This is a genomic window from Pantoea sp. BS_8 (genome assembly GCF_041954965.1).
Taxonomy (GTDB): domain Bacteria; phylum Pseudomonadota; class Gammaproteobacteria; order Enterobacterales; family Enterobacteriaceae; genus Pantoea; species Pantoea stewartii.
Genome location: NZ_JAVAXU010000007.1, coordinates 184,771 through 203,579 on the forward strand (window position 1 = coordinate 184,771; position 18,809 = coordinate 203,579).

Consider the following 18,809-nt stretch of genomic DNA (forward strand, 5'->3'; position numbering starts at 1 on the left):
GGCCGTGTCAGTCGTTAACCGTGTTTACCCTTGGCGAATACCACGCGTGCTACGATATTTAACAGCAACACACAGAGGGTAATAATCAGTACGCCCGCCCAGGCCAGACTTTGCCACTCGGCGAACGGACTCATCGCAAATTTAAAGATGGTGACCGGCAGGTTTGCCAGCGGCTGCATCATGTCGGTGCTCCAGAACTGGTTCGACAGCGCAGTAAACAGCAGCGGCGCGGTTTCGCCCGCGATGCGCGCTACCGCCAGCAGCACACCCGTAATAATCCCGGATACGGACGCTTTCAGCGTAATGGCGGAAATCATCTTCCATTTCGGCGTACCCAGCGCATAGGCTGCTTCGCGCATGCTGTCAGGTACCAGTCGTAACATGTTTTCCGTCGTGCGAATCACTATTGGAATCTGTAACAACGCCAGCGCTATCACACCTGCCCAGCCTGAGAAGTGGTGCATCTGCGCCACGACAATGGTGTAGACAAACAGGCCCACAACAATCGATGGGGCAGACAGCAGGATGTCGTTAATGAAACGAATCACTTCCGCCAGTAAAGACTTACGACCATATTCTGCCAGATACACACCCGCCAGAATGCCCAGTGGCGTGCCAATGAATGTCGACCATAAAATCAGTAAACCGCTACCTACCAGCGCATTGGCTAATCCGCCTCCCGCCGTGTTTGGCGGCGGTGTGGACTCGGTAAACAGCGACCATGAAAGCCCGTCAATGCCGCGGCTCACGGTGGTAAACAAAATCCAGACCAGCCAGAATAAGCCAAATGCCATCGTCAGCAAGGACAGCGTTAAGGCGATTTTGTTCTTGGTGCTACGCCACGACTGCATTTTGCGACGTGACGCTTCCAGTTCGGCCCGAGCCTGTACTTCCATTGTTGTCATGATCGCGCTCCTTCACTTTTTGCCAGACGCATAATCATTAACTTGGAAATCGCCAGCACAATAAAGGTGATAACAAACAGAATCAGGCCCAGTTCCATCAGTGCCGCTACGTGCACACCCGATTCGGCTTCAGCAAACTCATTCGCCAGTGCCGAGGTGATACTGTTGCCTGGCATAAACAGTGAGGCACTGTCGAGCTGGTAGGTGTTACCGATAATAAAGGTGACCGCCATGGTTTCGCCCAGCGCACGTCCCAGGCCCAGCATGATGCCGCCGATGACGCCGTTTTTAGTAAACGGCAACACGATGCGCCAGATCACTTCCCACGTGGTGCAGCCAATCCCATAGGCTGACTCTTTCATCATCACCGGCGTCTGCTCAAACACGTCGCGCATGACTGAAGCAATATAGGGAATGATCATGATGGCCAGAATCACACCTGCGGCCAGAATACCGATACCAAACGCCGGACCGGAGAACAGAGCGCCAATAATCGGAATGCCCGAGAGGACATCACCAACGGGCGTCTGGAAATATTCTGCGAACAGCGGAGCAAAAATAAATAAGCCCCACATACCATAAACAATACTCGGAATCGCAGCGAGCAGCTCAATTGCGGTTCCCAGTGGACGTCGTAACCAGCCTGGTGAGAGTTCGGTCAGAAAAAGAGCAATACCGAAACTGACCGGTACCGCAATAATCAACGCAATGATTGAGGTGACAAGTGTGCCGTAAATCGGCACCAGTGCACCGAATTGTTCGTTAGGGGCGTCCCAGGTTTTGGTCCACAAAAACGCGAAACCAAATTTCTGTATGCTTGGCCAGGAAGAGAAGATCAGGGAGACGATAATGCCGCCCATAAGCAACAGAACAATCAGCGCAGAGAGTTTTACCAGCGCGCCAAAAATTCGGTCACCTTGCTTACCTGGGGCTTTGAATGCCGACTTCGTTGCAGCCATAGAAGTCTTCGTCCTCAGAAGTTATCAGGGCGGCAGACGCCGCCCTTGAAGGCTGACCAGCACGCAGGCTGGTCAGGGTCATTCACTTACTTATAAAGCGCTTTACCAGAACTGTCTTTGATATTGGCTTTCCAGGCAGCACGGATCTGCTGAACCACGCTCTCCGGCAGGGTGGCATAATCCAGCGCATTGGCCGTTTTACCGCCATCTTTGTAGGCCCAGTCAAAGAACTTCAGGACTTCGGCACCTTTCGCCGCATTAGTCTGATCTTTGTAAATCAGGATAAAGGTGGTTGAGGTGATCGGCCATGCATCATTGCCTTTCTGGAAGGTCAGATCCTGAGCAAACGATTTGCTCCAGTCTGCGCCTTTCGCGGCATTAGAGAAGCTGGTTTCGCTTGGCGCAACCGCTTTGCCGTCCGCATCCATCAGTTTGGTATAGGTCAGGTTATTCTGTTTGGCATACGCGTACTCAACGTAACCAATAGAACCTGGCAGACGCTGTACAAACGCTGCTACGCCATCGTTACCTTTACCGCCCAGACCGGTTGGCCAGTTAACGGTGTTGCCTTTACCAATTTTGCTGTTCCACTCTTCGTTCACTTTCGCCAGGTAGCTGGTGAAAACGAAAGAGGTACCTGAGCCATCCGCGCGACGCACCACGTTGATGTTGGTATCGGGCAGTTTCACGCCTGGGTTCAGTTTAACAATCGCAGGATCGTTCCACTTTTTGATGTTACCCAGATAGATGTCGCCAACGGTTTTACCGTCCAGCGTCAGCTGACCAGATTTGATGCCTGGCAGGTTAACCGCCAGCACCACGCCACCGATTACGGTAGGGAACTGGAACAGACCATATTTCTGCAGATCTTCGTCTTTCATAGGCGCATCGGAGGCACCGAAATCAACGGTTTTGGCGATAATTTGTTTTACACCGCCAGATGAACCAATGCCCTGATAGTTGATTTTGCTACCGGTGGCTTGCTGATACTCTGCTGCCCACTTGGCATAAACCGGCGCCGGGAATGTACCGCCAGCACCGGTCAGATCGGTGGCTGCAAATGCAGAAACCGCACTAACGGCAAGAGAGGCGGCGAGGATTCGGGCTACGGTGCTACGCATCAGTGTCATGTTCCCTCCAGGGGAGAAAAGTCAGGCTAAGTGCCTTTTTAGTAAGAGTCAGTGATTGCTGCAGGAGGGAAAATAGGACAGTTTAGTGACAGAAAAATGTAGTTAATATTACAGTTATATGACAGGCACAATTATTGCTCATTTCATAAGACTCCTCTCGAAAAGGACATGTTCGATGAGATTTATGAAGAAGCTTCTGGTGTGCAATGTCGTCCTGCTCTGTACGCTGGCAGGCTTAAAGGCGGATGATACGACACCCACGATTCATTTAGATAAATTTTATACCGCAGCTAATAACAGAGGCGCTCTGGCTATATTGGGTTATTACGGCGCCGTTAAACAATCATCCGTCGATGTTGAAGGTGTTATTGCAATGAAAGATAAGATTAAAGACTTAACAAAAACGCTATAAAATCAGGCAAATATCCTCAGTCAACTCGCCAAAAGCTAAGCAACAATGAGGATACGATCAATAACCTGCAGCGTTCACTCGATGAGGCTAACCGCAAAATCAGCGATCAACAGCGTGCACTGGAGCAATGCAGTAGCAAGATCAAATAAATGAAACGCGTGAATCCCGTCGGGGATTCACGCATAAGATGCATTACTCGACCGTTACCGATTTCGCCAGGTTACGCGGCTGATCCACATCGGTGCCTTTGATCAGGGCCACATGATAGGAGAGCAGCTGGAGCGGCACGGTATAGAAGATAGGCGCAATGGCCTCTTCGACGTGCGGCAGAGGAATGATTTTCATTCCTTCGCTGTCACTGAAACCGGCATCCTGATCGGCAAACACGTACAGCAGACCGCCACGCGCGCGTACTTCTTCGATATTCGATTTCAGCTTCTCTAACAGTTCATTGTTCGGTGCCACCACAATGACCGGCATATCGGCATCGATCAACGCCAGCGGACCGTGCTTGAGTTCCCCTGCCGCATAGGCTTCCGCATGAATATACGAGATCTCCTTCAGCTTGAGCGCCCCTTCCATCGCGATAGGGTACTGATCACCACGGCCAAGGAACAGGGCATGGTGCTTATCAGAGAAATCTTCGGCCAGGTTTTCAATCAGCTTATCCTGCGCCAGCATTTGCTCAATGCGGCTTGGCAGAGCCTGCAGACCATGCACAATTTCGTGCTCTTTTTCTGCGGACATGCCGTTCAGGCGACCGAGTTTTGCCACCAGCATCAGCAGTACGGTCAGTTGAGTGGTAAAGGCCTTTGTAGAGGCTACACCAATCTCCGTACCCGCTTTGGTCATCAGCGCCAGATCGGATTCACGCACCAGCGACGAACCCGCGACGTTACAGATAGCCAGCGATCCCAGGTACCCCAGCTCTTTCGACAGGCGCAGCGCGGCCAGCGTATCCGCCGTTTCCCCCGACTGGGACAGGGTAATCAGCAGGCTGTTTTTACGTACCGCCGATTTGCGGTAGCGGAATTCGGACGCAATCTCGACATCACAAGGGAGGTTTGCCAGCGCCTCGAACCAGTAACGCGAGACCATGCCAGAGTTGTAAGAAGTGCCACAGGCGATGATCTGGATGTGCTCAACCTTGCTGAGCAGCGCTTCTGCATTTGGCCCCAGTTCGCTGAGATCGACTGCACCGTGATTAAAACGCCCCGTTAAGGTGTTTTTAATCGCATTTGGCTGCTCATAGATCTCTTTTTGCATGTAATGGCGATAGATACCTTTATCGCCGGCATCGTACTGTACGCTGGATTCGATCTCATCGCGGCGCACGGTATTACCCGCACGATCGACGATCGTAACATCGCGACGGCTGATTTCAGCGATATCGCCCTCTTCCAGATAAATAAAGCGGCGAGTGACCGGCAACAGTGCCAGCTGGTCAGAAGCAATGAAGTTTTCACCCACACCACGACCGATCACCAGTGGGCTGCCTGAACGGGCGGCCACCAGACACGATGGATCGCGACTGTCCATGATCACCATGCCATAGGCACCGCGTAGTTGGGGAATCACACGCTGCACGACTTCACGCAGCGAACCGCCCTTTTTCTGCTCCAGATGAACAAGATGCGCTACCACTTCGGTATCGGTTTCTGAGCTGAAATGGTAACCCTGCGCAATCAGCGCTTCACGAAGCGGCTCATGGTTTTCGATAATACCGTTGTGCACTATAACGATGTGCTCAGAAACGTGCGGATGCGCATTGGCCTCTGAGGGTTCGCCATGGGTTGCCCAGCGCGTATGCGCGATACCGGTTCCGCCGTTCAGAGGTTGTTCTTCCGCTGCGGCAGCCAGCATCTGAACTTTGCCCAGGCGACGCAGACGGGTGATATGGCCTTGCTGATCGACGACGGCCAGACCGGCTGAGTCATAACCGCGGTATTCCAGGCGGCGTAAACCTTCTAACAAAATTTCTGCGATATCACGTTGTGCTACTGCACCAACAATTCCACACATAAGTTATTTCCTGACTTCATGGCTGTTTGCCATTGCGTTGTCATATGACCTGATAGTCCGGCATTGCCGGTTCCCCGAGCCTTGTAGAGAGTGGGGATTATAGTTTTGGTACTGCAAGCGGCCCGTTTAGCCCGGGCCGTAAAAATTATTTTTTCTTCTGCGGGCGCTGCCAGCCGGCTTTGTGATTCTGCTCTTTACGGTTATAGACCAGATCGGCAGTGGAAATGTCTTTCATCACCGTTGTTCCGGCGGCAATCGTTGCGCCTGCCGCCACACTCACCGGGGCGACCAGTTGCGTATCCGAGCCAACAAATACATTGTCACCAATAACGGTTTTGAATTTATTTGCGCCATCGTAATTGCAGGTAATCGTCCCTGCACCGATATTCACATTGGCACCGATCTCCGCATCACCCAGATAAGACAGGTGACCTGCTTTAGAGCCTTTCCCGAGTCGGGCTTTTTTCATTTCAACGAAATTGCCGACGTGGGCGGCCTGGGCCAGTTCACTGCCGGGACGTAAACGCGCGAACGGGCCGACCGTACAGTCAGTGGCCAGATTCGCATCCTCGATCACCGAATAGGGGCTAATCTCGCAATCATCGCTGATGACGCTGTTTTTAATGACGCAGCCCGCACCAATTTTGACCCGGTTGCCCAGCGTTACCTGGCCTTCAATAATGACGTTGACGTCGATCTCAACGTCCCGACCATGCTGCAGCGTGCCGCGCAGGTCGAAGCGTGCCGGATCGCGTAGCATAACGCCCGCAAGCAGCAGTTTTTCTGCCTGCTCCTGCTGGTAAGTGCGCTCGAGAGTTGCCAGTTGCAGACGGTTATTTACGCCATCAGTTTCGCTATTGCGTGCCGGGTGTACCGCATTGATGACCCGACCTTCATGATGCGCCAGGGCAATGATGTCGGTGATGTAATATTCACCCTGAGCATTATTATTGGTAAGTTTTGCCAGCCAGCGTTTTAGATCACCACCGTTAGCGATCAGGATGCCAGTATTGATTTCATTAATGGCCAGTTGCGCAGGGCTGGCATCTTTCTGCTCAATAATGCCGACGATGGTGCCATTTTCACGCACGATGCGGCCGTAGCCCGTAGGGTTATCCAGTACGACGGTTAACAGTCCAATCCCGCCTTCCGGCTTCGCGTCGCGCAGACGTTGTAATGTCTCTTCAGAAATCAGCGGAACATCACCATAAAGCATCATGATGTCTTCGTCGTCTGCAAAGTGCGGAGCTGCCTGCTGCATGGCATGCCCGGTACCGAGTTGTTCTGCCTGCAACACCCAGTTAACGGCACTGTCGGTTAACGTGGCTTTGAGCTGGTCACCGCCGTGTCCGTAAACCAGATGAACCTGTTGCGCACCCAGCCCTTTTGCGGCATCAATGACGTGCTGAACCAGCGGTTTACCTGCCAGCGTATGCAAGACTTTTGGCAGATCGGAATACATACGGGTGCCCTTGCCAGCCGCAAGAATCACCACACTCATCGCACTGTTAGACATATCTATCCTGACTGATTTTTGACTGAGGAACGTTAAACGATTTAGCACTGAGATTACTACATTTTTCTCGTTCCGAAATTAGCTATTATCCCGCTATCCGGGCTTCAGATAAAAAAAATGCCAGCCCAATGGGCTGGCATTTCGTGACGCATAAAGCCGGATTACATCGCTTTTTTGGTCAGCTCGATCACGCGCAGTTTGGCAATGGCTTTCGCCAGTTCCGCAGAAGCCTGAGCATAGTCCACGTCGCCGTGGCTGCTGTTCATATGCTCTTCTGCTTTACGTTTTGCTTCCAGGGCACGCGCTTCGTCCAGATCGGTACCGCGAATAGCGGTATCGGCCAGAACGGTAGTGCTGCCAGGCTGCACTTCCAGCACGCCGCCAGAGAGGTAAATAAACTCCTCTTCGCCGTGCTGTTTCACGATACGGATCATTCCAGGCTTAATGGCAGTCAGCAGCGGGGCGTGGCCAGGGAAAATCCCCAGTTCACCTTCGCTACCTGACACCTGAATTTTCTGTACCAGACCAGAGAACAGTTGGCTCTCTGCACTGACAACATCCAGGTGATAAGTCATAGCCATAATTTTCCTCCTGGGAAACCGTTATTACAGTTTCTTCGCTTTTTCGACCGCTTCTTCGATGGCACCAACCATGTAGAAGGCCTGCTCTGGCAGGTGGTCAAATTCACCTTCCATGATGCCTTTAAAGCCACGGATGGTGTCTTTCAGCGTCACGTATTTACCTGGAGAACCGGTGAACACTTCTGCTACGAAGAACGGCTGAGACAGGAAGCGCTGAATCTTACGCGCACGTGCCACCAGCAGTTTGTCTTCTTCAGACAGTTCGTCCATACCCAGGATGGCGATAATGTCTTTCAGTTCCTGATAACGCTGCAGCAGTGACTGTACGCCACGTGCAACATCGTAGTGCTCCTGACCCACAACCAGTGGATCCAGCTGACGGCTGGTTGAGTCCAGCGGATCAACGGCTGGGTAGATACCCAGAGAGGCGATCTGACGGCTCAGGGTGACTGTTGAGTCTAAGTGAGCAAAGGTAGTTGCCGGTGACGGGTCAGTCAGGTCATCCGCAGGGACGTAAACGGCCTGTACGGAGGTGATTGAACCGGTTTTGGTGGAGGTAATACGCTCCTGCAACACACCCATCTCTTCTGCCAGCGTTGGCTGATAACCTACCGCAGATGGCATACGACCCAGCAGTGCAGAGACTTCTGTACCGGCCAGGGTATAACGGTAGATGTTGTCGATGAACAGCAGAACGTCACGGCCTTCATCACGGAATTTCTCCGCCATGGTCAGACCGGTCAGTGCAACGCGCAGACGGTTACCCGGCGGCTCGTTCATCTGGCCATACACCAGCGCAACTTTGTCGATAACGTTGGAGTCAGTCATTTCGTGGTAGAAGTCGTTACCCTCACGAGTACGCTCACCTACGCCGGCAAATACCGAGTAACCTGAGTGCTCAGCCGCAATGTTACGGATCAGCTCCATCATGTTTACGGTTTTACCCACACCCGCACCACCGAACAGACCGACTTTACCGCCCTTCGCGAACGGACACATCAGGTCGATAACCTTGATGCCGGTTTCCAGCAGTTCCTGCGAGTTAGACTGCTCTTCATAAGAAGGCGCAGGGCGGTGAATAGAGGAAACCTCTACTGCACTGCCATCTTCTTCTTTCAGGTCGCCTTTCATGTCGATAGGCTCGCCCAGCACGTTCATGATACGGCCGAGGGTTGCTTTACCAACCGGTACCTGGATCGGTTTTTTCAGGTCGGCAACTTCCAGACCGCGCTTCAGGCCGTCAGAAGTACCCATGGCGATAGTACGCACTACGCCACCACCCAGCTGCTGCTGAACTTCCAGCACCAGACGAGCATCACCATTCTTAACCTCAAGAGCGCTGTACACTTGCGGTACTGCATCCTGAGGGAATTCGACGTCAACTACGGCGCCGATAATCTGGACAATCTTTCCAGCTGCCATCTTGAATCCTCTACCTAATTCCAAACCTGGTTAAACCGCGGAGGCTCCCGAGACGATCTCGGTAAGTTCCTGGGTGATGCTGGCCTGACGAGCTTTGTTGTAAACCAACTGCAGCTCTTTGATCAGATTTCCGCCGTTATCGGTTGCAGCTTTCATTGCCACCATACGTGCGGCCTGCTCACTGGCCAGGTTTTCCACCACACCCTGATAAACCTGCGATTCGACATAGCGACGCAGCAGCGTATCCAGCAGCGCTTTCGGATCGGGCTCGTACAGGTAATCCCAGGTCTTCGCCTTCATCTCTTCTTCACCTTCCGCTGGCGGTAACGGCAGCAGTTGGGTAATGGTCGGAGTCTGAGACATGGTGTTGTTGAACTTGTTGTTAACAATGTACAGCTTGTCGATACGGCCTTCATCGTAGGCCTGCAACATCACTTTTACCGGGCCAATAAGATCAGACAGCGCAGGCTTATCGCCCATGCCAGTGACCTGTGCCACTACATTGCCACCAACAGCGCCGAAGAATGACACGCCTTTCGATCCCACAATGGCCAGATCGCTCTGTACGCCTTTGTCGGACCAGGCCTTCATCTCTGCCAGCAATTTTTTGAACAGGTTAACGTTCAAACCACCACAAAGCCCGCGGTCAGTCGAAACGACCAGGTAGCCGACGCGCTTAACGTCGCGCTCATCCAGGTAAGGGTGCTTGTATTCCAGATTGCCTAACGCAAGGTGACCAATCACTTTGCGCATGGTATCTGCATACGGACGGCTGGCCGCCATGCGTTCCTGCGTTTTACGCATTTTGGAGGCGGCGACCATTTCCATCGCTTTGGTGATCTTCTGCGTATTTTTTACGCTTCCAATCTTGGTACGTATTTCTTTTGCGCCGGCCATTAGCTTCTCCTCAAAGCCTTGCGGCCTGCCTTTTCAGACAAGCCGCCAGACATTACCAGGACTGGGTTGCTTTAAACGTCTCAAGGAGGCCTTTCAGCTTCTCTTCGATGTCGTTATTGAAGTTACCAGACTGGTTGATTTCAGCCATCAGCTCGGCGTGATCGCGATCTGCGAACGCCAGCAGAGCCGCTTCGAAGCTACCAATTTTTGCCAGCTCAACGTCGTTCAGATAGCCGCGTTCCGCTGCGAAAAGAACCAGACCCTGTTGCGCGACAGACATCGGCGCATACTGTTTCTGCTTCAGCAGCTCGGTCACTTTCTGACCGTGGCTCAGCTGTTTACGGGTTGCATCGTCCAGATCAGACGCAAACTGGGAGAATGCAGCCAGTTCACGGTACTGTGCCAGCGCGGTACGAATACCACCGGACAGTTTCTTGATGATCTTGGTCTGAGCAGCACCACCTACACGGGATACAGAGATACCCGGGTTAACAGCCGGACGGATACCGGAGTTGAACAGGTTAGATTCCAGGAAGATCTGACCATCAGTAATCGAGATTACGTTGGTCGGAACGAACGCAGAAACGTCACCCGCCTGAGTTTCGATGATAGGCAGTGCGGTCAGAGAACCGGTCTGGCCTTTTACTTCACCATTGGTGAAGCGCTCAACGTAGTCAGCGCTAACGCGTGATGCACGCTCCAGCAGGCGAGAGTGGAGATAGAACACGTCGCCCGGGAATGCTTCACGACCTGGTGGACGGCGCAGCAGCAGAGAAATCTGACGGTATGCAACAGCCTGCTTAGACAGATCATCGTATACGATCAGCGCATCTTCACCGCGGTCACGGAAGTATTCGCCCATGGCGCAACCCGCATACGGAGCCAGGTACTGCAGTGCAGCAGACTCAGATGCAGAAGCCACAACAACGATGGTGTTAGACAGCGCACCGTGTTCTTCCAGTTTACGTACCACGTTAGAAATGGTTGACGCTTTCTGACCAATCGCAACGTAGACACACTTGATGCCTGAATCACGCTGGTTGATGATGGCGTCGATTGCCATCGCGGTTTTACCGGTCTGACGGTCACCGATGATCAGCTCACGCTGGCCACGGCCGATTGGAATCATCGCATCGACAGATTTGTAACCCGTCTGAACAGGCTGGTCTACGGACTGACGATCGATAACACCGGGTGCAATCACTTCGACTGGCGAGAAGCCGTCGTTGTCGATTGCGCCTTTACCGTCGATAGGTGCACCCAGGGTGTTCACCACGCGGCCCAGCAGGCCACGGCCAACCGGTACTTCCAGAATACGGCCAGTACACTTGACCTTCATGCCTTCGGCCAGGTCAGCATACGGACCCATCACCACGGCACCTACAGAGTCACGCTCGAGGTTCAGGGCGATAGCGTAACGGTTTCCCGGCAGGGAAATCATCTCACCCTGCATTACATCGGCCAGGCCGTGTACGCGGATGATACCGTCACTTACAGAAACAATAGTACCTTCATTGTGAGCTTCGCTCACGACATTGAACTGAGCAATGCGCTGCTTGATCAGTTCGCTGATTTCGGTGGAATTCAGTTGCATATGCTCCAGTCCCCTTAAGACTGCAAGACGTCTGCCAGACGGTCAAGACGGCCGCGTACGCTGCCATCAATCACCAGATCACCCGAACGGATGATCACGCCTGCCATCACAGACTTATCAATTTTGCAATTCAGCTTAACTTTGCGTGACAGACGTTTTTCCATCGCGGCGCTGATTTTAGTCAGCTGGTCGTCACTCAGCGTGCTGGCAGAAATGACATCCACTTCGGCCGTCGCTTCATACGCGTCCCGAAGTTGAATGAATTGCGCCAGTACAGCTGGAAGCGCTGTCAAACGTCCGTTTTCCGCCATCACCTTAATCAGGTTCTGCGCGGGTTCATCCAGTTGATCACCACAGACTGCGTTAAACGAGGCAGCCAACGCTTCAGGTGCTAACGCACCGGAAAGCAGGTCAGCCATCTGTTCATTGGCAGCCACTTCTGCGGCAAACGCCAGCATCTTTTGCCAGCGTTCAATACTTTGATGCTCAACAGCAAAGTCAAAAGCTGCTTTGGCGTAGGGGCGAGCTACAGTAATCAGATCAGACATCAGCCCCTCCCTCCTTACAGTTCAGCGACCAGTTTATCAACGATGTCGCTGTTAGCAGCTTCATCCACGGAACGTTCGATGATCTTCTCGGCGCCAGCCATTGCCAGCAACGCGACTTGCTTACGCAGTTCTTCACGTGCACGTTTACGCTCGGCGTCAATTTCAGCCTGCGCTTGTGCCACGATGCGAGTACGTTCGTTATCAGCTTCAGTCTTGGCTTCGTCCAGAATCTGCGTGCGACGCTTGTTCGCCTGCTCGATAATGACCTGAGCTTCCTCTTTCGCTTTTTTCAGCTGGTCGGTCGCATTAGCCTGCGCGAGATCCAAATCTTTCTTCGCGCGTTCAGCAGAAGCAAGGCCTTCAGCAATTTCTTTCTGGCGCTTTTCGATGGCAGCCATAATCGGCGGCCATACGTACTTCATGCAGAACGCGACAAACAGGATGAACGCGATGGCCTGGCCGAGGATTGTTGCATTAATGTTCACAGCACAATGCCTCTAATTAAGTAGTAAACTTTTCTGCCGCTATCAGTGATAAACGGCAGAATCCGTTCACGCCTGCGCCGGGCGCAGAGTGAACACAGGGCTTTAGGCGACAGCAAACATCACGTAGAGGCCCAGACCAACAGCGATCATTGGGATTGCATCCACCAGACCCATTACAACAAAGAACTGCGTGCGCAGCAGAGGAATCAGGTCAGGCTGACGAGCAGCGCCTTCCAGGAATTTTCCTCCGAGGATGCCGATACCGATCGCAGCACCGATTGCCGCCAGCCCCATCATCACAGCGGCAGCCATGTACAGCAGATCCATATTCAGGTTTTCCATGACAGTCTCCAGTTTGTTTCAGTTAAACGCGTATTGTTGAGAAAAAAATCAATGTTCTTCAGATGCCATCGACAGATAGACAATCGTGAGGACCATGAAGATGAAAGCCTGTAGCGAAATGATCAGGATGTGGAAAATGGCCCACGGCACATTCAGAACCCACTGTGACCACCACGGCAACAGACCGGCAATAAGGATAAAGATCAGTTCACCCGCATACATGTTACCGAACAGTCGCAGACCGAGAGAAACCGGTTTGGACAGCAGGCTAACACCTTCCAGAATCAGGTTGATGGGGATAAAGATCGGGTGATTAAAAGGCTGCAGCGTCAGCTCTTTCGTGAAGCCGCCAATGCCTTTCATTTTGATGCTGTAGAACAGAATCAAAATAAAGACGCCCAACGCCATAGATAACGTGATGTTCACGTCTGCGGACGGCACAACGCGAAGCGCTGGCAGGCCTAACCAATGCTCACCGATATACGGCAGCAGATCGATTGGCAGCAGATCCATGAAGTTCATCAGGAAGACCCAGACAAAAATTGTCAGAGCCAGCGGGGCGATAAGTTTACTTTTACCGTGATACATGTCGCGCACGTTGCTATCAACGAAACCGACAACCAACTCGATAGCCGCCTGCATTTTCCCTGGCACACCGCTGGTGACGCTTTTCGCCACGCTACGGAACAACACCAGGAAGATAACTCCCAGCACCAGAGAGAAAAACATGGAATCGATATTTAATACCCAGAACGTCGCGGGAGCGTCGTGAGCATTCACTAACTCGAAGGTACGCAGGTCCAACTGAAGATGAGTCAGGTGGTGACCAATGTACTCTTGCGGAGTAGAGATTTCTCCTGCAGCCATGATGCCTCTTACCCTTTGTTGTTAATTACCGCCGGTGCCAACATCTGTACGACCAGCACCGATAACCAGGCTACTCCGACCGGCCAAAAGACCGCATCGAATATACCCAACGCCACAATGAGCAAAATAATGGTCGCGAACACTTTGGCTATTTCACCCAAAGCAAAGCTCCATGCGACGCGCCCCGATGCCGGGGTTTGCCCTTGCAGGCGCCAGGCTATAAACAAGAACAACACGTTCGGCAGCCAGGCTGCCACGCCGCCAGCAAGTGCAGAGGCGCCCCAGGTCATATCTTTCAGGGCAAAAAAGAGAACACCGACGATGACAATGGTCACTAACTGAATCATCAGCACCGTTCGGGCGTATTTTACACTGTAAAGAGACACTGACATGACGCTGATACTCTCCTGCCCCTTTAGGGGTATGTCGCGTGTCGTATAAGACTGCCTTTGTGCATTTGAGTCAAGTAGCAAAAGCCGTGCAAATTATACGGGCCGCACCTGTGATTTCAATCGTTAAGTAACGAAAAGGTGAACAATTATCTAAATTTCTTTCCGAAGGACTATTTTTCCAAAGATAGAGAGCCGGTCGTTACGAATTACACGCCGAAAAGTTCGGTCGTCATGCTGTTTTAAAGCGTGCTTTAGATCACATAATAAGCATTCGCACCGTAGCAGGTTTTATCGTCCTGTAATTACCTGAGCTAAGAATCAATAAATAAACCCTTTATGGACAGTTACTTAAAAAGAATTACCGCCTCATTTTTTCGTAATGGCGATAAAAAGGGTCTATTGACATCGAAGACGGGTTCAGAATCGTAAAATGCTTATTCCCCGTGACCACATTTCATTGCCGTTTAACCGGATAATGGGTGATTCACACCTGGAAAATTCCAGGAATGCGTGATTATTTTGATAAAAAGTTGTGAAGTAAAAGTTAAATGTGAAAAAGTTTTTCAGATAATTTCCGCGTGGGTATTTAACATTGCGAGGTGAAATAACCGATGAGACAAATGTCGCCCTACCGCATCTTTGGTAACACATGCACCATGCCTCGTCGTCGCGCACGGTGCAGACTTCAGCTATTCACGTCCGATAATGACCAGGTGACGTTCACCCTCAAGCTGAGGAACCCGCAATGCAACCACGCCATCAAGCGCATAGCCCGCAGGCAGGTTGGCAATTTCATCATCAGGCCGTACGCCTTTAAGAGCATAAAAGTGGCCGTCTTCCGCCGGTAAGTGGTGGCACCAGCTCACCATATCGTCCAGGGAGGCAAAAGCACGGCTGATGACGCCGTCAAATGGCGGCTCTGCAGGAAAGTCCTCTACCCTGCTCTGCACTGGCGTGATATTGGTCAAACCGAGTTCATGCTGGACCTGCCGTAAAAAACGCACACGCTTACCGAGGCTGTCCAGTAAAGTGAAATGCGCATCAGGCATGACGATGGACAGAGGAATACCAGGTAAGCCCGGCCCTGTCCCGACATCGATAAAGCGGGCACCTTTAAGATGCGGCGCAACCACAATGCTGTCCAGAATATGGCGCACCAGCATCTGCTGGGGATCCCGTACGGACGTCAGATTGTAGGCTTTATTCCATTTATCCAGCAGCCCGACGTAGGCTACCAGTTGCTGTTTTTGTTGATCGGTAAGAGAAATGTTTGCCGCTTGCAGCAGCGAAGTGAGTTTGTTGATCACAGCATCAGTCCAGTCAGCGGGGGCGGGTAAGCCCGCCCCGGTTCAGATCAGGCGCTTTTGCGCAACAGACCTTGTTTTTTCAGGTAAATAAGTAAAATCGAGATTGCCGCAGGCGTAATGCCTGAAATGCGTGACGCCTGACCAATTGACGTGGGTTTATGATCGTTCAGCTTGGCGATAACTTCATTGGACAGACCGCTGACCTGACGATAATCCAGCGTCGCAGGCAGTAGTGTATTTTCGTTACGCAGCTGACGTTCAATCTCTTCCTGCTGGCGCGCAATATAACCTTCGTATTTCACCTGGATTTCGACCTGCTCAGCAGCCTGCTCATCGGTTAACGCCGGGCCAAATGCTTCCAGCGTCATCAGTTTCAGGTAGGTCATTTCAGGACGACGGAGCAAATCTTCACCGCTGGCTTCTTTCGTCAACGGTGCGCTGGTTACGGTATTCACGTCGGCGATGTTTGCGGATTTAGGATGGACCCAAATATCACGCAGTCGCTGACGCTCCTGCTCGATCGCTTCCAGCTTCTGGTTAAAGCGCGCCCAGCGCGCATCGTCCACCAGACCGAGTTCGCGACCCGTTTCCGTCAGACGCAAATCGGCGTTGTCTTCACGCAGCATCAAACGGTATTCAGCACGCGAGGTAAACATGCGATACGGTTCTTTGGTGCCGAGCGTACAAAGATCGTCCACCAGCACGCCCAGATAGGCCTGGTCACGACGTGGCGCCCAGCTTTCCTTATCAGCAGACTGTCTTGCCGCATTCAGGCCTGCCAGCAAGCCCTGGGCCGCCGCTTCTTCGTAACCGGTGGTGCCGTTGATCTGGCCAGCAAAGAACAGACCGGCAATAAATTTGCTTTCCAGCGTGGGTTTCAGATCACGTGGGTCAAAAAAATCATACTCAATGGCATAGCCCGGGCGCACGATTTTTGCATTTTCCATACCCTGCATAGAACGTACGATCTGCATCTGCACATCGAACGGCAGGCTGGTGGAGATACCGTTCGGGTAGATCTCGTTACTGGTCAGCCCTTCAGGCTCAAGGAAAATCTGATGCGAATTGCGATCGGCAAAGCGCATGACTTTGTCTTCAATCGAAGGGCAATAGCGTGGGCCGATCCCTTCGATGATCCCGGCATACATGGGGCTACGATCGAGGTTATTGCGGATCACATCATGCGTTTTTTCATTGGTATAGGTGATCCAGCACGGAACCTGCTGAGGATGCTGTGACGCGCTTCTCATGAACGAAAACACAGGCATGGGGTTGTCACCATGCTGAGGCGATAACACGCTGAAGTCGATGCTACGTGCGTCAATACGCGGCGGAGTGCCGGTTTTCAGACGATTAACACGTAAGGGTAACGCACGCAGACGTTTCGCCAGCGGGATAGAAGGGGGATCACCCGCGCGTCCACCGCTGTAGTTATCCAGCCCGATATGAATTTTCCCGTCAAGGAACGTGCCCACGGTTAACACAACGGTTTTGGCACGGAACTTCAGGCCCATTTGCGTCACAGCACCGACGACACGATCGTTTTCAACGATGAGATCATCGACGGCCTGCTGGAAGATCATCAGGTTGGGCTGATTCTCCAGTGCTGTACGCACAGCCTGACGGTAAAGCACGCGGTCGGCCTGCGCACGCGTTGCCCGAACAGCAGGGCCTTTACTGGCGTTTAGTATCCTAAACTGAATGCCGGCCTGGTCGATCGCGCTGGCCATCAAACCGCCTAAGGCATCCACTTCCTTTACCAAATGTCCTTTGCCGATACCACCGATCGCCGGATTGCAGGACATTTGTCCCAGCGTATCAATGTTATGGGTCAGTAACAGGGTTTGCTGACCCATTCGGGCTGCTGCCATGGCAGCTTCCGTGCCCGCATGACCACCACCAATAACGATGACGTCAAAAGGATCTTGATAAAACATGAAGTGGTACCTCGTTGATGAATAGTCAGAGATCGTTCTCTCTGGGCGGTGGATTCTACTGAAATTATGGCTGAGGCGAAAGCAGCGGGATCGTCAGGTTTAAAAGATAAGATCTTTATTCTTTATATGATCTCTCTGTTAGATCTCTTATTAGGATCGCCATGCCTTGTGGATATCTGCGGAAACCTCAAAGGAAACAAGTTGGTAGCGAGGATCGATACCTGTGAATGATCGGTGATCCCGATCCGTATAAGCTGGGATCAAAACAGGTCTTTATCCACAGCTTAGAAAGTAAACTACGGTTGTTCTTTTGATAACTACCGGTTATACGCAGAAAAGCAGGGTAGTTATCCACAAAACAAACAGCAGGATCCGACGAAAAACAATATTATCTGCTGGGGATCGTCATTATTTCACGATCCCACACCCGCTCAGATCGCGGATTTCCAGGTCATCACCCATTCTTCAGCCGGATCTTCAGGGATCTCATGTTCGAGAATGTCGATTTCCAGTCGTTCACCGATACGCTGCGCGCCGCAGGCAATCAGCAGAGCATCAATATTGCGGATGGCGCCACAAAACAGATCGTACTCATGATTGCCAATGCCAACAGCCCCAAAACGGACGGCAGACAGATCGGGACGGCTTTCATTAATAGCATCATAAAAAGGTTGCAGATTGTCAGGTAACTCACCGGCGCCGTGGGTTGAACTTACCACCAGCCAGATGCCTTCCTGCGGCACCTCTTCCAGCTCAGGGCCATGCAGCATCTGCGTAGAGAAGCCCGCTTCCTGCAGTTTTTCTTCGAGATGTTCGGCAACATATTCGGCGCTGCCTAAGGTGCTGCCACTGATTAACGTAATGTCGGCCATCGTGCTCTCCTGAGGTGAAGCCGGTATTGTACGCTGTGATCAAGCAGTGATCCACCTGTGGAAAACAAGGTTATTAGGTTAGATAAACCCGATACAGCCGTTGTCAGACGGCTGATCGTCAAAGGATAAGATTGTGCACAAGCCGGTGGAAAGATCAGGGCTTGATGGTTCGCATAATTGGATTTTGCAGTGAGATCAGTGTCTCAGTGGACTGGATTTCGTCGATGGTCTGGATCTTATTGATTAACACCTGCTGCAGGGCATCGATAGAACGACACATGACTTTAATGAAAATACTGTAGTGCCCGGTGGTGTACCAGGCTTCCACGACCTCATCCAGGGCTTCAAGCTTGCTGAGGGCTGCCGGGTAATCACGGGCGCTTTTCAGGATAATGCCGATAAAACAGCAGACATCAAAACCCAGCTGACGCGGGTCAATCTCGACCCGCGTGCCCAGAATGATGCCCGCCTGCTTCATCTTTTCGACGCGTACATGAATCGTTCCCGGACTGACATTGAACTGTTTGGCCAGCTCGGCGTAGGCGGTTCGCGCATTTTCCAGCAGGGCATTCAGAATGCCCCGGTCCAGATTATCCAGCTGCAGATGGTCAGGCATTGTCA

At 52.1% G+C, this 18,809-nt stretch carries 19 protein-coding genes; 1 reads left to right on the forward strand and 18 read right to left on the reverse strand.

The window, feature by feature from the left end; translation table 11 throughout:
* Positions 1-14 precede the first annotated feature (14 nt).
* From pstA to pstS, 3 genes are all read right to left on the reverse strand, one after another.
* A complete protein-coding gene (gene pstA, locus RAC65_RS14825) occupies positions 15-905 on the reverse strand; it encodes a phosphate ABC transporter permease PstA (RefSeq protein WP_033737233.1) in 891 nt (296 codons plus the stop codon).
* Positions 902-1,864: a phosphate ABC transporter permease PstC gene (gene pstC / locus RAC65_RS14830; RefSeq protein WP_006121208.1), complete on the reverse strand. Its 963-nt coding sequence runs from the start codon at positions 1,862-1,864 to the stop codon at positions 902-904. The genes pstA and pstC overlap by 4 nt, the downstream gene beginning before the upstream one ends.
* An 86-nt stretch (positions 1,865-1,950) precedes the next feature.
* Positions 1,951-2,994, reverse strand: coding sequence for a phosphate ABC transporter substrate-binding protein PstS (gene pstS / locus RAC65_RS14835; RefSeq protein ID WP_006121207.1), 1,044 nt, complete (start codon positions 2,992-2,994; stop codon positions 1,951-1,953).
* A 184-nt stretch (positions 2,995-3,178) separates the two neighbouring features.
* Here pstS and RAC65_RS14840 point away from each other — a divergent pair, with 184 nt between their 5' ends.
* A complete protein-coding gene (locus tag RAC65_RS14840; RefSeq protein ID WP_226374602.1) occupies positions 3,179-3,406 on the forward strand; it encodes a hypothetical protein in 228 nt (75 codons plus the stop codon).
* A 192-nt stretch (positions 3,407-3,598) separates the two neighbouring features.
* Here RAC65_RS14840 and glmS read toward each other — a convergent pair whose 3' ends face one another.
* The 15 genes from glmS to asnC all read right to left on the reverse strand — a co-directional run bounded on the left by glmS (position 3,599) and on the right by asnC (position 18,804).
* Complete coding sequence (glmS, locus tag RAC65_RS14845) at positions 3,599-5,428, reverse strand: glutamine--fructose-6-phosphate transaminase (isomerizing) (protein WP_006121205.1); 1,830 nt, start codon at positions 5,426-5,428, stop codon at positions 3,599-3,601.
* Positions 5,429-5,573: 145 nt separating this feature from the next.
* Complete coding sequence (gene glmU / locus RAC65_RS14850) at positions 5,574-6,944, reverse strand: bifunctional UDP-N-acetylglucosamine diphosphorylase/glucosamine-1-phosphate N-acetyltransferase GlmU (protein ID WP_375096840.1); 1,371 nt, start codon at positions 6,942-6,944, stop codon at positions 5,574-5,576.
* A gap of 161 nt (positions 6,945-7,105) precedes the next feature.
* Positions 7,106-7,525, reverse strand: a complete 420-nt coding sequence (locus tag RAC65_RS14855) for a F0F1 ATP synthase subunit epsilon (protein WP_013023936.1) — start codon at positions 7,523-7,525, stop codon at positions 7,106-7,108.
* Positions 7,526-7,549: 24 nt separating this feature from the next.
* The gene (atpD, locus tag RAC65_RS14860) at positions 7,550-8,947 is read right to left on the reverse strand and encodes a F0F1 ATP synthase subunit beta (protein ID WP_006121202.1); all 1,398 of its coding nucleotides are present in this window, start codon (positions 8,945-8,947) and stop codon (positions 7,550-7,552) included.
* Between the two features lie 30 nt (positions 8,948-8,977).
* Entirely contained in the window at positions 8,978-9,844 is an 867-nt protein-coding gene (gene atpG, locus RAC65_RS14865; RefSeq protein WP_006121201.1) for a F0F1 ATP synthase subunit gamma, read from the reverse strand.
* 52 nt (positions 9,845-9,896) lie between these two features.
* Positions 9,897-11,438, reverse strand: a complete 1,542-nt coding sequence (atpA, locus tag RAC65_RS14870) for a F0F1 ATP synthase subunit alpha (protein WP_028725331.1) — start codon at positions 11,436-11,438, stop codon at positions 9,897-9,899.
* A 14-nt stretch (positions 11,439-11,452) separates the two neighbouring features.
* A complete protein-coding gene (atpH, locus tag RAC65_RS14875; protein WP_006121199.1) occupies positions 11,453-11,986 on the reverse strand; it encodes a F0F1 ATP synthase subunit delta in 534 nt (177 codons plus the stop codon).
* A 14-nt stretch (positions 11,987-12,000) separates the two neighbouring features.
* Complete coding sequence (gene atpF / locus RAC65_RS14880; protein WP_013023933.1) at positions 12,001-12,471, reverse strand: F0F1 ATP synthase subunit B; 471 nt, start codon at positions 12,469-12,471, stop codon at positions 12,001-12,003.
* Positions 12,472-12,573: 102 nt separating this feature from the next.
* On the reverse strand, positions 12,574-12,813 hold the full coding sequence (atpE, locus tag RAC65_RS14885) for a F0F1 ATP synthase subunit C (protein ID WP_003849523.1): 240 nt from the start codon (positions 12,811-12,813) through the stop codon (positions 12,574-12,576).
* Positions 12,814-12,861: 48 nt separating this feature from the next.
* The gene (gene atpB / locus RAC65_RS14890) at positions 12,862-13,680 is read right to left on the reverse strand and encodes a F0F1 ATP synthase subunit A (protein ID WP_033737226.1); all 819 of its coding nucleotides are present in this window, start codon (positions 13,678-13,680) and stop codon (positions 12,862-12,864) included.
* 8 nt (positions 13,681-13,688) lie between these two features.
* Positions 13,689-14,072, reverse strand: a complete 384-nt coding sequence (gene atpI / locus RAC65_RS14895; RefSeq protein WP_039339142.1) for a F0F1 ATP synthase subunit I — start codon at positions 14,070-14,072, stop codon at positions 13,689-13,691.
* A 689-nt stretch (positions 14,073-14,761) separates the two neighbouring features.
* Complete coding sequence (rsmG, locus tag RAC65_RS14900; RefSeq protein ID WP_039339140.1) at positions 14,762-15,379, reverse strand: 16S rRNA (guanine(527)-N(7))-methyltransferase RsmG; 618 nt, start codon at positions 15,377-15,379, stop codon at positions 14,762-14,764.
* Positions 15,380-15,426: 47 nt separating this feature from the next.
* Positions 15,427-17,316 (reverse strand): tRNA uridine-5-carboxymethylaminomethyl(34) synthesis enzyme MnmG, encoded by a 1,890-nt coding sequence (gene mnmG, locus RAC65_RS14905; protein ID WP_375096841.1) that lies wholly within the window; start codon positions 17,314-17,316, stop codon positions 15,427-15,429.
* A 431-nt stretch (positions 17,317-17,747) separates the two neighbouring features.
* The gene (gene mioC / locus RAC65_RS14910) at positions 17,748-18,188 is read right to left on the reverse strand and encodes an FMN-binding protein MioC (protein ID WP_033737219.1); all 441 of its coding nucleotides are present in this window, start codon (positions 18,186-18,188) and stop codon (positions 17,748-17,750) included.
* Between the two features lie 154 nt (positions 18,189-18,342).
* Positions 18,343-18,804, reverse strand: a complete 462-nt coding sequence (asnC, locus tag RAC65_RS14915; protein ID WP_006121192.1) for a transcriptional regulator AsnC — start codon at positions 18,802-18,804, stop codon at positions 18,343-18,345.
* Positions 18,805-18,809: the final 5 nt, after the last annotated feature.